This is a genomic window from Chryseobacterium sp. TQ-BC-N36 (genome assembly GCF_058382295.1).
Window position 1 is genome coordinate 373,886 of the sequence record NZ_CM178175.1, and the last position, 14,188, is coordinate 388,073.

Annotated in this window: 14 protein-coding genes; 3 read left to right on the forward strand and 11 right to left on the reverse strand. The window is 37.6% G+C overall.

Going from position 1 to position 14,188, the window contains the following annotated elements:
• Positions 1-109 precede the first annotated feature (109 nt).
• Positions 110-817, forward strand: coding sequence for a hypothetical protein (locus AC3FI7_RS01590; RefSeq protein ID WP_491461240.1), 708 nt, complete (start codon positions 110-112; stop codon positions 815-817).
• Here the strand turns inward: AC3FI7_RS01590 and AC3FI7_RS01595 are convergent, their stop codons facing one another.
• Entirely contained in the window at positions 818-1,615 is a 798-nt protein-coding gene (locus tag AC3FI7_RS01595; RefSeq protein ID WP_291898451.1) for a helix-turn-helix domain-containing protein, read from the reverse strand.
• A 107-nt stretch (positions 1,616-1,722) separates the two neighbouring features.
• Positions 1,723-3,138 (reverse strand): aldehyde dehydrogenase family protein, encoded by a 1,416-nt coding sequence (locus tag AC3FI7_RS01600; protein WP_491461241.1) that lies wholly within the window; start codon positions 3,136-3,138, stop codon positions 1,723-1,725.
• A gap of 517 nt (positions 3,139-3,655) precedes the next feature.
• On the opposite strand from AC3FI7_RS01600, the gene AC3FI7_RS01605 reads away from it, so the two are divergent.
• Positions 3,656-4,303, forward strand: coding sequence for a DUF1062 domain-containing protein (locus tag AC3FI7_RS01605; protein ID WP_491461242.1), 648 nt, complete (start codon positions 3,656-3,658; stop codon positions 4,301-4,303).
• A 37-nt stretch (positions 4,304-4,340) separates the two neighbouring features.
• Here AC3FI7_RS01605 and AC3FI7_RS01610 read toward each other — a convergent pair whose 3' ends face one another.
• The 9 genes from AC3FI7_RS01610 to AC3FI7_RS01650 all read right to left on the reverse strand — a co-directional run bounded on the left by AC3FI7_RS01610 (position 4,341) and on the right by AC3FI7_RS01650 (position 13,070).
• The gene (locus AC3FI7_RS01610) at positions 4,341-5,576 is read right to left on the reverse strand and encodes an RNA polymerase sigma factor (protein ID WP_491462082.1); all 1,236 of its coding nucleotides are present in this window, start codon (positions 5,574-5,576) and stop codon (positions 4,341-4,343) included.
• Between the two features lie 110 nt (positions 5,577-5,686).
• Positions 5,687-6,028, reverse strand: coding sequence for a YciI family protein (locus tag AC3FI7_RS01615; RefSeq protein WP_142722316.1), 342 nt, complete (start codon positions 6,026-6,028; stop codon positions 5,687-5,689).
• 77 nt (positions 6,029-6,105) lie between these two features.
• Positions 6,106-7,017 (reverse strand): PhzF family isomerase, encoded by a 912-nt coding sequence (locus AC3FI7_RS01620; protein ID WP_491461243.1) that lies wholly within the window; start codon positions 7,015-7,017, stop codon positions 6,106-6,108.
• A gap of 55 nt (positions 7,018-7,072) precedes the next feature.
• A complete protein-coding gene (locus tag AC3FI7_RS01625; RefSeq protein WP_343658169.1) occupies positions 7,073-7,828 on the reverse strand; it encodes a LytR/AlgR family response regulator transcription factor in 756 nt (251 codons plus the stop codon).
• Positions 7,825-8,892 (reverse strand): sensor histidine kinase, encoded by a 1,068-nt coding sequence (locus AC3FI7_RS01630; RefSeq protein ID WP_343658170.1) that lies wholly within the window; start codon positions 8,890-8,892, stop codon positions 7,825-7,827. The genes AC3FI7_RS01625 and AC3FI7_RS01630 overlap by 4 nt, the downstream gene beginning before the upstream one ends.
• 77 nt (positions 8,893-8,969) lie before the next feature.
• Positions 8,970-9,872: a DUF6268 family outer membrane beta-barrel protein gene (locus AC3FI7_RS01635; protein ID WP_343658171.1), complete on the reverse strand. Its 903-nt coding sequence runs from the start codon at positions 9,870-9,872 to the stop codon at positions 8,970-8,972.
• 310 nt (positions 9,873-10,182) lie between these two features.
• Positions 10,183-10,596: a hypothetical protein gene (locus tag AC3FI7_RS01640; RefSeq protein WP_142722320.1), complete on the reverse strand. Its 414-nt coding sequence runs from the start codon at positions 10,594-10,596 to the stop codon at positions 10,183-10,185.
• Between the two features lie 199 nt (positions 10,597-10,795).
• Positions 10,796-11,998, reverse strand: coding sequence for an MFS transporter (locus AC3FI7_RS01645; protein ID WP_491461244.1), 1,203 nt, complete (start codon positions 11,996-11,998; stop codon positions 10,796-10,798).
• Positions 11,999-12,113: 115 nt separating this feature from the next.
• Positions 12,114-13,070, reverse strand: coding sequence for a helix-turn-helix domain-containing protein (locus tag AC3FI7_RS01650; protein ID WP_491461245.1), 957 nt, complete (start codon positions 13,068-13,070; stop codon positions 12,114-12,116).
• 266 nt (positions 13,071-13,336) lie between these two features.
• Between AC3FI7_RS01650 and AC3FI7_RS01655 the strand changes: the two genes are divergently transcribed.
• The gene (locus AC3FI7_RS01655; RefSeq protein ID WP_142722323.1) at positions 13,337-14,182 is read left to right on the forward strand and encodes a phage tail-like protein; all 846 of its coding nucleotides are present in this window, start codon (positions 13,337-13,339) and stop codon (positions 14,180-14,182) included.
• The last annotated feature ends 6 nt before the right edge of the window (positions 14,183-14,188 follow it).

The window sequence follows — 14,188 nt, forward strand, 5'->3', positions numbered from 1 at the left end:
TGTTATTGTAAAGGATAAAACATGGATAAAATGTAATACTGTATTTGTTTTTATATCTTATTTTTGCTGACGAAAAACCTATAACCAACAAACTACATATTTTAAAATCATGAAAGAATCATTTCCTGAAATGAGATCAGAAACCTATAGTCCCGAATATATAGCCAGATGGAGATGGAGCATTGTTACTCTTTTTGCAGTCATCGCTGTTATTTTATTGGGTTTCTTTATTGATGCTGTTTCATCTCCCTCTACAGATGAGGCTGCTATGATATTCCTTCTCCTTTTTTGTATTGCAGGATCACTGGCGGGTTGGCTGGCCTATGAAATGATCAGAAATAAGGATGAGAAAATCAGCGGTCTGCTCATCAATCATCAGGGAATTCTGTTTCTTAACAGGAACGATAAAGTATTGTCAGCAATCAAATATTATGATCTGGTAAAAAGTGATAATCCCTATACAAAGGATATATTTTCTGAATCCCGGGCTTCCGGAAAATACAGTGATTTTAGAAAAAACCTCTATGTTCATGAAAAGGATGAAAACCAGAAATCTAAAAAGAAACTGGTCAGCCTGGATGTGATTCCACTTAAAAACCGATATGATCTTATCGGACATTTTCTGAAGGGTATACAGGCATTTCGTCCCGATCTGAAAATTGACCCGGAAGTGTACAAAGATTTTTATCTTGATGAAAAAACACTGCGTTACGCTCCGCAAAACCTTAAAAGTGATATGAAAGTGAAGATTGTGACCATAGCTGTAGTCATTATGGTAATTCTGGCTTTCAGGTACTTTTTTTTGGATGAGGTCTAATTATTTAACCTGTAATGAGCTTGGAGGATATCCAAATTGTTTTTTAAAGGCAAAAGAGAAATGGGATAAATTTTCAAATCCCAGATCCAGGTAGATATCAGAGACAGATCTCCCTTTTTGGGTAAGCAGAAAATGAGCTTCCTTTAATCTTCGGAGCTGCAGCCATTGTCTGGGTGGAAGACCAAATATTTTTTGAAAATCCCTTTTAAAAGCAGACAGGCTTCTTCCCGTTAAATAGGCAAATCGCTCCACATTGACATTGAAATGAAAATTCCTATTCATAAAAGATTCAATATCAATTTTATGAGGTTCCGAGAAATCAAACAAAATATCCTTAAGACCCGGATCATCATTCAGCATCAGAAGCAGGGCTTCTTTTTGTTTGAGACGCAGAAGCTCTGTGGAAGAAGGAAGTTCCTCATAGGCAAGCAGTGAGTACATAAAAGAAGTTAATGCCTTTTGATCAGGTTTTATATAGGCAGGTACATTTTCTTTCTTCTCAGCCTGATATCCATATTCACGGCTGAAATCCCTTAAGGTGTCTTCATCAAAATAAATCGTTACTGTTCTTATTTCTCCATCTTTAGGAGGATATTTGGCAAACTTCAACAAGCGGTTTTTCCTCGCAGAATAGAGTTCCCCTTCCTTAAATATCGTTTTTGTGATACCATCATTCAGTTCCATTTCTCCGGAAAGAACAAGCCCCAGGCTATGGATCTGTGCAAATTGTTCTCCCTCCCTGAATTCTGTAAAGTGGCAGGAGTAATTGATGGGAAAAGGAATTGTATTTTCACTCATAGGTCAGGCAGTTATTTTTTTGATCGATTCTTTTTCAAACTTACAAAACTTTTAAGGATCATCACAGCAGAATGTTCCTGAGAATATTGTGCTGTGATGATATAATGTTACATAAGGATAGCCTTTGGCTCCAGATAGGCTTCCAATCCGAACACCCCATATTCACGGCCGATTCCGCTTTGTTTGAAACCTCCGAAAGGAGCGTAAGGATCATGTGAAAATCCGTTGATACAGATTCTTCCGGCATCAATGCGGGCAGCGATACGTTCCGCATGTTCCTGATCAGACGAGCTGATGTAAGCTGCCAGGCCATAAGCCGTGTCGTTGGCTATAGCAATTGCTTCCTCTTCATTTGCATAAGGAATGATAGATAGTACAGGACCAAAGATTTCCTCCTGAGCAATACGCATATCGTTGCGTACATTGGTGAAAATGGTAGCCTTTACAAAATTACCTTCTTCAAGACCTTGTGGTTTACCTTCACCACCTGCAAGCAGAGTAGCTCCTTCTTCCTGCCCCAGACGGATATAGCTTTGTACTCTTTCAAATTGTCTGGTACTCACCATAGGCCCGACAAGAGTGTCCTCTTCATCAGGTTTTCCGACTTTTACCTGTTCTGCAGCTTTTTTAGCCAGTTTGTTTACCTCATCCAGCCGGTTTTCAGGAACAAGCAGACGGGTAGGAGCTATACAGGCCTGTCCGCTATTCATATAAGCCCCAAAAACAGCCATAGGAATCACTTGATCAAGATCGGCATCTTCAAGAATGATATTGGGAGACTTTCCGCCAAGTTCTAAAGTTACTCTTTTCATCGTATCTACAGCTCCTTTAGCAATGGCTTTTCCTGTCAGGGTAGAGCCAGTGAAGGATATTTTAGCAATATCAGCATGCTGGGTAATTTCTGCTCCCACCACATTCCCTAATCCGTTAACGATATTGAAGACTCCTTCAGGCAAACCGGCTTCATGGAAACACTCAGTGAGCAGCTGGGTCTGGGCTGCGCTCATTTCGCTGGGTTTGATGACCGCTGTACATCCTGCGGCAATGGCGGTTGCCAGTTTGTTACAGATGAAGCTTTTGCTGGCGTTCCATGGAGTGATGATCCCAACGACGCCCAATGATTCAAAGCGTACTTTAGAATGTCCCACGGTTTTTTCAAAGTCATAAGATTCCAGTGTATTAATGGTGGCTGTAAATGCTGATATTGCATTCTGAACACTCATTCTGCAGAATTGTAATGTTCCTCCATATTCATTAACCATCACAGAAACAAGCTCATTTTCACGCTTGCTTACCGATTCATGCAGCTTTTTAAGAAAATTAATACGCTCTTCTTTTGTCGTTTTCGAAAATGTTGTAAAAGCTTTTTTCGCAGCAGCGATGGCCATTCGGGTATCTTCTGCGTTTCCCAGAACAACTTCCCCTGTTTTTTGATTGGTAACCGGACTTATAAGATCAAAAGTTTCTGTTCCTTTTGGCGTAACAAATTCGCCATTGATGTAAATTTTATTAATCTGATTCATTTTGATGATTTTAATACCACAAAGTTCGGCAGAAACAGAAAAATCAGGTTTGTTGTATGGTTCAAATTTTGTTTGCTGTATGGTTCATTTTTTTTTAGCTAAATGTTTTTGGTAAATGAGGCAGTAAATTTTTTTTTGAATTTAATATAAAAACATGCTGTTCTTTGATAAAATTAATTATTTTTACCATAACCAAGTAAATAACTCGTTTTGAGGACCACTCTTAAACTTATTATAGCTTAGTATCAGTCTCAGTAACCACAGGCTGATCATTCTTTCGTTCGGGTAATCCTATCCGGGCAGGTTTTCATTTCATCATATTATTTATCGTATTACCTGTTAAAGTTGACTTTATATCAGCTATTTTGGCTTTGACAATATGGGACAAAACTGAAATATGCAACAAGATATAGCTTAAGAAATAATCTTTGAGCTATAATCCGGATGCATCTAATCCTTGTAATGCGTGAATAATATGGAAAAATCCAACAAAGAATATTAAGCACGATTATAAGTAATGAGTACAATATATATTTGGGAGGTAAAAGTAAAAAATACTCCCTTATTAAAAAAGAAATGCAGTCATTGTAACAGCGACAGATTCCAGTGCAGTGATAAATTCAGACTGAATGCCCAAAAAAAGAATATTGATATATGGCTGATTTACCGATGTGTAAAATGTAACAATACCTACAATATGACAGTATTTTCAAGAATCAGGACCGAATCCATCAGTAAAGATCTTTTGGATAAGTTTTCAGAGAATAATAAGAAACTGGCATGGGAATATGCATTTTCACAGGAAATAAGAAGAAAAAATAATGTGGATGCAGACCTGGAAAATGCAGAATATGAAATCCTTTATGATGATCTTTCTATCGAAGATCTGATGAATAAGGAGGGCGAAATGATTTTCTTTCAGATAAAGTACCTTTTGGATTTTAATATAAGAGCTTCAACGGTTATAAGAAAATGCTTAGGCCTTTCATCTTCTCAGTTGAATCGGATGCTGGATACAGATTCTGTTTACTGTAATGAAAAACCGCTGCAAAAAAAATATAAGATTAAAAATGGTGATGTACTTCAGATCAACAGACAAGAGCTTATCAACCTTTATCTCATAGGAAAAGAGGAATTGTTTCTCAGTGCCATAAATGATCAATAATACTGAAGAAAGCCTTCAGTCATTAACTGGAGGCTTTTTATTTTGATTGTCTTAAAAGATCAATCTGTTTCTGTATGGCTTGTTTTTCCGGTTTTGATTTAGTCAGGCGGATGGCTTCTTCATAATGATAAATAGCTTTATCTGTATTGAGTTCACTATATAAATAGCCCATTAATCCATGATAATATTCGCTGTTGATAAGGTTGATTTTTTCTGCTTCAATGACTGCTTTCTCTTTTCCATAGACTTTTGAAAAAGCAAAAGTTCTGTTTAAGCCTATGACAGGGGAGTATTCAATAATAACAAGCTGATTGTACAGATCTAAAATGTGCTGCCATTTATCTTCAGCTGATGAAGTATGCCAATAGGCAATACCTGCTTCCAGATGATATTTTGAAACAGAAGAGTTATTGCTCTGGCAAGCCTCTATCAGGTAATAATTCGCTTTTTCTATTAAAGCTTTATCCCATAATGTTTCGTCCTGTTCATCAAAAAGAATGGCTTCACCTTCATCATTGGTTCTGGCCTCGAGTCTTGAACTCTGAAAACACATCAGGGCCAGTAATGCGTTGGCTTCAGGGGTGTTGGTGAACGGGTTATCAGTGAGGATCAACGTGAGTCTTATGGCTTCCAGGCAAAGATCTTTACGGATTAAAAAATGATGGGTTCTGGAAAAATAACCTTCATTAAACAGTAAATACAAAGTAGTTAATACAGTTTCCAGACGCTTATGAATATCCTGCTCACTTAAAGAATTTATTTTGAAATGATGTGCTCTTAGAGCTTCTCTGCCCCGTTGTAAACGTTTCTTTATGGTTTCATGTTTGGATAGAAAAGCATTGGCAATCTCTTCCACACTGAAGCCACAAAGAATCTGCAGAGCCAGGCATATCTGGGTTTCCTGGGAATTGATGGGGTTACAGGCCGCAAAAATCATTTCCAGTTGGCTGTCTGTAATGCTTTTGGTGTCAAAATCGATCATTTGATATTCATGATCAGATGTTTTTACTTCTTGCTGCTTGTTTTTTTCAATAACGGAAAGGTGTTTGAAATAATCTTTTGCTTTATTCTTTGCTACGGTGTAAAGCCAGGCCGCAGGATTATCGGGAAGACCGTTCAGTGCCCAATATTCTGAGGCTTTCAGAAAGGTTTCACTGGCAATATCTTCTGCAATTTCAATATGTCTGATATCAAAGCTCCTGCAAAGTACTGCAACGATTTTGCTGTACTCGGTCCTGAATAAATGCGGTGTTATTTCATTGGGATTTACCATAGTTCGTGGAAAGCTGTACCAAAGATAATTATATTGGTTCTGGAAAAACAAAAACACAATAAAAAATGAAATCATAAAGATCTTGTGCTTTTGTTTTTTCCAAAATAAATTTACAGCTTACTGATTGCTCTCACTTCTACACTTCCACCCAGTAGAAGGATAGGACATTCCTTGCATAAAGCTGTTGCTTCTTCAACAGATTCTGCTGTGATGATTGTATACCCCATAATTGATTCTTTAATCTCAGTATATGGACCATCGGAAATTAATCCGTCAGATTTCAGGACCTGTCCTGTGCTTTCCAGGCGGTTGCCTCTGTCTGCCAGTTTATTCTGAGCAGCGATTCCCGCAATCCAGTTCATCCATTTTTGAGTATTGGCCTGCATTTGTTCCGGTGATGTCTTAGGCATAGACTTGTAGTCTGCACGAAAGACTAATAAGAATTCTTTCATTGTATTCAATTTTTTGATTCACATTAATGACGACTGATTATTTTTGACAGGGACATTTTTTTAATTTAAATATATTATTACAAATCCATGGTTGTTCTGAAAACACTTACTGCGTTCCCGGTAATACGGATTATATGGGGCTGGCTGTCTTGTATACTGACTTGTACTTTCATTTTACCAATTCTGTTGATGGCTTCGCCCTGTTTTCCGGTAAACTCAAAAATGGCATCAGAGGTTTCTTTGATTTTGTTCTGAATAAGATAACCTCCCAGGGGACCATTGGCATTTCCTGTAACAGGATCTTCAGCAATGCCTATGGCAGGGGCAAACATTCTTCCATTGGTTAATATTTCTTTCTCTCCTGTTTCAAAAGTAAATACAAAATACCCGTTACAGCCGATTTCTTTGCTAAGCTTTGCCAAAGTATTAAGGTCGGGTGTCAGATGCTGTAAAGTCATATTGCTTTTGATGCCGACCATTACTTTTGAATGACCTGTAGAGGCAATTTGTACGGGACATTTTTCATCAAGGTCATCCATTGTCAGTCCCAGAGCCAGCAGGATTCTTTGGGTCATTAAAGGATCAAAAGAAGGGCTCAGCTCAAATCTTCCCTGAGTCATGGTGATGAGATAATCATCTTCATTTCTTTCAATATGAATCGGTAATATCCCGATTGGTGTATGTATTCTAAGAGTACAGGAATCCAGTTGATCTTCCTGTGCTTTTGCATAGAGTGCAGCAATCGTAGCATGTCCGCAGGAAGGAACTTCTGTGGTAGGGGTAAAATAGCGGACGTGATAATCAAAATTTTCCTCAGGATGATGGGGTCTGAAAACAAACGCTGTTTCAGAATTATTAAGTTCTCTGGCAATCAGCTGCATTTCTTCAGTCGTCATATTTTCAGCATTTAATACAACTCCTGCAGGATTTCCTTTGAATTTTTCTTTGGTAAAAGAATCAATTTGATAGACGATTACTTTTTTCATCATGACGATTAAGTTTACTGTAAAAGTACGGAATGAGCAGGAGAATAAATGTTTTATTTTAATCATCATTCAGCCATTGCAGGAAGCTCTGAACTCTTACACGGCTTACAATCACTTCATGGGGACATTGAGGATTGAACTCAATATTCAATCTGCTGTTTGCTGCTTTTTTTATACCTTTAATTGATTTAATGTTAGCGATACAGTTGCGGGAAACCCTGAAGAATAAATCTTCTCCAAGCTGTTCTTCCAGCTGATCCAGAGTATAATTGACAATATACCTTTTATTCTCAAAGGTATGAAGCATGACTACCTTTTCTTCACTGTAGAAATAAGCCACATTTCCGGATTCTATATACAGATATCCATCGCGGGAATGTACAAGAAATCTGTTTTTTACCTTTTTCATCAGTGAAGATTCTACCATCCGGATGCCTATTTCCTTTTGCTCTTTATCAAAATGCAGGCCTTCAAGTTTAATGACTGCCTGTTCCAGATCTTCTTCAGAAATAGGTTTCAGCAGATAATCTATACTGTTTACTTTGAAAGCCTGTATTGCATATTCATCATAAGCCGTTGTAAAAATAATAGGAATATCCAATTTAATATGATTGAATATCTCAAAACAGCTTCCATCCGAAAGACTGATGTCCATCAGAATAAAGTCCGGACTGTTTTCCTGAAGAAATTCAACAGATTCCAGAACGCTTTGGGTTCTTTTCATCAGCATGTGCTCCGGACGGAGTTTATCCATCATTCTCTTCAGCTCAGAAAAAGCAAGACGTTCATCCTCAATAATCAGGTATTTTTTCATTCTACAAAAGGTATTTTGACAATAAATTCATTCTGCTCCTTCATTATTTCCAGCTTTTTGTGATAGCGGATGTACTGAGTATTCAGAAAAGACAGACCTATCCCTTCTCCTCTGGTTGTGTCATTTCGCAAAGATATTCTGTTTCTGAAAGATATTCCGTTTTCATCAGCAGAAATAGAAATCTGCAATGGATCTGCGGCTGAACTTATATTGTGTTTGAAGGCATTTTCAAGAAGAAGCTGAAAACTGAAGGCAACCAGTTTACGGTGCTCCCACTGTTGAAGAGAAGGGATCTCAATGGCAAAACCTTTTTCAAATCTGATTTCCATTAAAAACAGGTACTGCTGAAAGAAATGAATTTCTTCCTGTAATGTATTCAGCGGTTTTTTGCTTACAGAAAGAACTTGTCTGTATATCTGTGACAGGGCCTTGGTATATTTGTTGGCCTGTTCCTGATTTTCATAGATCAGAGAAGAAAGTACATTCAGGGAATTGAAAAGAAAATGTGGGTTTACCTGAGCTCTCAGTGCATTATACTGATACATCAGCATGTCATGTTTTGCCTTTTCAGACGCTTTAATGGCTTTACGCTCTGCCTGAAAATAAAACAATAAATCAAGCACCAGCAGAATGGGAAGATTGGCGGTGATGTTAAGAATAAGGCCTGACTTATAAGAAAGCGATTGCCTGATTCCTAAATCAAATATTTCAGTAACAATAAAGTTGAAAGCAAAATACAAAAGGATGCACAGCAGAATATTGCTTACAAATAATGAAGAAGCATGTCTGTACATACTGGTGTGCATAGGAGTGATCTCATTGATGAGCCTGATCAGCAGATAATCCAGCAAGGTCATCACCAGGACAATAGGGTATATCAGTACAAACTGCAGCAGGAAATTATCCCACAGGCTGACTTTTGACAGAATACTGCTTTTCATAATGGTGTTGAAGAAAAAAATCTGGTAAACAGTATAAATCGAGGTGACTATGAAATAATAGAGGATGATCACATATTTTTTAGCCTTTGTTTCCTGATCACTGAATATTTCAGCAAAATCCATATTTAATGTTGAGTTGATGATAAAAGTTGATAATAAGATAGTGTGGCCATTTCTGTAAATAGATAGAGAAATTAGTTTTATTTTCCTGCAAAGTTATACTTAATCCCGGCAGAAATGTAAAAAGAAGGATCAAAAGTAGCATTTCCCCATTTCAGGAATTGGGAGGGGTGCCTGTCTCTATATCGGTCGGTACGCCCAAAATTAGCTCCAAATGCACCATTTACTGTCCAGTTTCTTATTTTATACTCAGGTTCCATGCCCAGGCTTACATAATGGTGATCAAAATATTTCTTCTGACCATCAATTTCAGTTAACGCAAAGAAAAACTTCGGACGGTTTACAATGCGTAAAGCAAGTGCTTCATTAAATCGGTATCCTACAGAAAATTTCGGAGTATAGCTCAGCTCAGCATGATATTCCATGCCTTGTGTTTTTTCACTGTGGTACTGAAAATACGGCATGGGAATCAGCATAGGTTTATCAAATGCATTATTGGCGATAAGAGCTGCGCCCACTTTTATCTTGGGGCCTATCTCCCAGATCAATGAAGAATGGATATTCACAACAACCTGATCTATTCCCAGTTTCTTAAGATCAGTGTGGGTAGAATATATTCCTGTAGAAAGGCCTCCTATTAACATCAGTTTTTCATGAAGTGGAGTCATGTAAAGAACCCCCAGATCTGCTGCTGCTATTTCTTTAGGCAATGCCACTGCAGCAGCACCGTTATTACTGAACGAGGTATAGGAAGCATTCATAGTTACGGCCCAAATTCTGGGCTGATGATAAACGGTAGGTTTTACATTGACAGGAATAGTTGCTGTGAGCGTTGTTGTAAAGGCAGAACTTTTTCCATCTGTTTTGTCGCGGTTATCATTGATATATTTTTGCTCCGGCAGATATTCTGATCTGATTTCTATCTGTGCAAAAGTATGAGCTGCCTGCATAAGGGCTGCCATGATGATCCATTTCTTTATCATATTTTTCTTTTTTGAAAGCACAAAGAAACTTGAATATTTATTTAATTTACTATTAATCAATTCGTTAAATGATTGACTGAAGGAAATGATGGATGAAATGCAGTATTAAGAGGATAAATTGAGGCGATAAGTATTGAAAACAGGCAAAAAAATAAACCAGAATTTCGGGAACCTGATTTATCAATAGCGAATGGAAAGTTTTTTGTGTATTTTAATCCTACTTATTTTTGCGATTGGCTACTAAAGTTTTAAAAAAGAAGACCACAATTTGCGAGCAAATTGTGGTCTTCTTCAACTAAGAACTATTTAACTACGATTCTGTTTTCAAATAGCCATAATGTAAAGCGGTTTCTTTTCCGAATAAGCATGAGAAAATATTCTGAAACTCATGGATGTATTTACATTTAATGGCGTTTCCATATATTTTCAACCCTTCCATTATTTTTTTGGAACTCAGGTCGATATCGTATTTTATAAATGCTTCCGGTCTTTCATACCGTATACTCTGATCCGAGCTGTCAGTCCGTGAAAATCCCAGCTTTTCTAGCCATTCTTCGGTTATTCTGATAGGCTTGATGGAAGCGGCCGGGACCGAAATACTCTGAATATCATTTTCAATTTTAACAAAATAAGCCTGGTCGACATTCTGAAAGATCTCAGTGATCGTATAAATCTGATTTTTGTACTCGACTAAGTTCTTGATTTTTAGATCTGCTACGTTCATAATATTTTGATTTTTTTAGGTGATGATATGGTCTCTAGTAAACAGCAAATAGTATGCCCGGCATTACATTATTAATCGCTGTTTTATGGAAGCTTAGGTTAAATTTTTGCTATAAAAAATTAACAATGTGTTAAAATAGTACACTAATACGCGAATTATAGCATTTTTCTGGAAAACCAAATGTGGTATATATGTGGTATCAGTTCTTTATTTTTTCCCTTGGATTTACATTCGCTGTGGTCAGGAGAAGGGCAATAATGATGGACACAATAAGAATAGCTATGAAGATATTCCAGGAATAAGCATGGAGAATATAACCGGTACCACTTCCCAGAATACTGGAACCAAAATAATAAAACAGCCAGTAAATGGAAGTTGCTGAGGATTTCCCGCGTTTGGCATACAGAGCAGTCATTTGGCTGGCCATCGTATGTGCCGCAAAAAATGAAAGGGTGAAAAGACCAAGCCCAAAAATAAGAATATAAATGTTTTCTGATAATAACAATGCGGCTCCGGTAAGCATAAACAAGATAGAACCCTTCAGGATATTGTTCATGGGAAATTTTCTGGAAAGACGGCCCACAATCATAGTTCCAAAGACTCCGAAAATGTACATCAGAAAGATAAAAGCAATGATAAAATGACTTAATGAGAAAGGTTTTGCCTCTAATCTGAATGTCAGATAATTATAAACACTTACAAAAACACCCATCAGTAATGCAGCCGTAAGGTATAAACGAAGCATATAGGCATTGGTTAGGAAAAATTTCATCTGTTTTACCTTAAGATGATAATCTGTTTTCTGAGGGTTGAAAAACCTTGATTCCGGGAAAAGTTTCCAGAATACAGCACCCAGAATAAGACTTTCTATTCCGATAAGCAGTACAGCATTACGCCAACCGAATTCTCCTGCATACAAAGTGGCCAGTATTCTTCCGCTCATTCCCCCGATTGTATTACCGCTGAGGTACATACTGATAGCAGCAGGCACTGCGAGGGCATTTACTTCTTCTGTAAGATAAGCAAGAGCCACTGCTGAAACTCCGGAAACAACAAAGCCTTTCAGTACGCCAATTGCAATCAGAAGGCTTAAGCTGGGGATCCAGGTGGAAATAATGGTAAGTGCAGCAGATGAAACCAATGAAAAGACCATCAGACTTTTTCTTGAATAACTGTCGGCCTTAAAAGCAAAAAACAGTAATCCCAATGCCATGCCTATAGTGGAGGAGGAGACAAGCAGTGAAGTATCCCCTACAGATACGCCGAACTGTTCAGCAGCCATAGGCAGCATAGGCTGGAAGAGATAAAGCTGTGCAAAAACCGAAAGTCCTGAAAAGAAAATACAAAGTTTTATGTATCGGAGACGCCGGCTTCCCTGAATCGCTTTTTCAGATGAATTCATGAGTGTTTGCAATTATAGTGCAGTGGTTTGACAGAAAAATTAGATTCCGTAAATTTCCGGATTATTTTCCTGATTTAAAAATTATTGTCTCAATGATTTTTATTGGTGAACCCAATCAGTGTATCTGTAAATTACTGATATATTCTGATGGAGTAATGCTTTCCATCTGTTTGAATACTCTGTTGAAAGTTGACTGGTTGGAGAATCCTGCCTCGGTATAAATATACATCAGGGTAACCTTTTCAATGTCGTTTTCATTGAGCAGTCTTTTTACACATTCAATCCTATGCCTATTCAGATAATTGTTGAAGTTGGGATACCCTTTCGCGCGAATTGATTTTGAAATATAGCTGCTGTTGATATTCATTGCTGTAGAAAGTTTTGAAATATTGAAATGAACATCTTTATAAAGCTGTTTTTCCTCCATCACAGATTCAATTTTTTCAAACAGTTCATCAGCAAAAGGTATTTTGTCAGCCACTGAAATGGTCTGAACTTCAGGGGTGTGGGTCTTTCCTTCAATTTCATGGTAAATTTCAACTCTCTTGATTTTATCCTTAAAGTACAGCAGTAGTGATATGACCGCGACGTTGGAAATCATGAGGATTGTATCTGTCACCCTGACATCTTCCTGACTGTGCTGAGGGAAGTTGAAGCTGAAGTTTTTTGATATCAGATAGCCTGCTGCAATATTCAGTAAAACAAACATACTGTAAATGAAAACATACTTTCTTTTGAAGAAAACATATGCGGCCAGCGGAATAGGGATAAGCCAGACAAAGCTTGCTATAGAGTTATCCCAGAAAACCAGCATGATATAAAAATTATATAGGGTAGCAATAATGATGTAAGAATGCACCATGACATTTACTGAATAGGTCTTACGTACAATAAGGTAAGTATAGACCAGTAGAAAAAGTCCTCCATATAGATACCATGCCATCACTTTATCCGGAATGATAAAAGTGAATATTAAAGCAAATATGGCAAGAATAACAGACATCAGACTGGTGTAGTAATAAACCAGCTGTCTTTTGTACTGCTCTATTTTTATGTCTTTAGTGGCAGTCATTTATGATAAGAGATAATTTTTTTAATCATACAATACAATTCATTTCAGCCAGATTTCGGAAAATGACTGGTTTAAATATTTGATTATTAATTATTTGTGTTTTGTTGAGCTGTTTCCTGTTTTTCATTGGTTATTCACAAAATTGATTGAGTAATGCGAATAACTTTGCACCAGGCTAGCTCACTAAGGCTGATTGATGATATGTCAATTGCCTGCATGATTGATTTCTTTTAATAAATCAATAATTTCTAAACAAATATACTAAAATGAAGAAAATAAAATTAACTCTTTCCGGCGTCATGATGTGCCTTTCAATCGTTGCTTATTCCCAGGTAGGTATCAATACAGATTCTCCTAAAGTAACATTACATGTAGAAGGAAAACCTGATGTTGCAACAATCCCCGATGGAGTAATGGCTCCGAGAATAACCGGAGATCAGCTGAAAGCTAAAGATGATGTTTATTTGGCCGCACAGACCGGAGCATTGGTTTATGTGACTCAGCCTGTAACCGTGCCTTCTGTAAAAACAGCAAAAGTAGATAAAGCCGGTTATTATATGTTTAACGGAACAACGTGGAAGTTTGCATTTGGAGGAAAAGATGATGATATTACTGTAGGGGATTTAATTTACTACCACGGGAGTATCCCTGCGGGAACTTCAGGGACTAATATTTTAGCCAGTACCTATCTTTCAGATCTTCCTGTCCTGGGAGGTTTCTTAAGGCTTGATGCCCAGTTTGACGGCAATTCGTCAGGAACAGGGGCTGCTACAACTTTTAATCCGAGGCTGTATAATGCAGGAACGTCAGATGTGAAGATCTGGGTTTCAGAAATGTCGACTCATACCGGGGATTCTGACAATGGAAACATTAAATTGTCACCAGGTGCCTACAGACAGTTTGATGATGGCGTCTATCTTACCCAGACACACAATGAGACTGTTACGTTTGATATCACCATACAGGAACCGGAACCAAGATGGTACAGAGTGTACTATGCATTTCGTGTAGATAACAAATCTAATACAGGAAGCAGCAATGCAACCACAACCGACTCCAATACCTCTGACAACACAAGAGAGCTGTATCTTTCTGTACAGAGACTTTATTAGACAGCT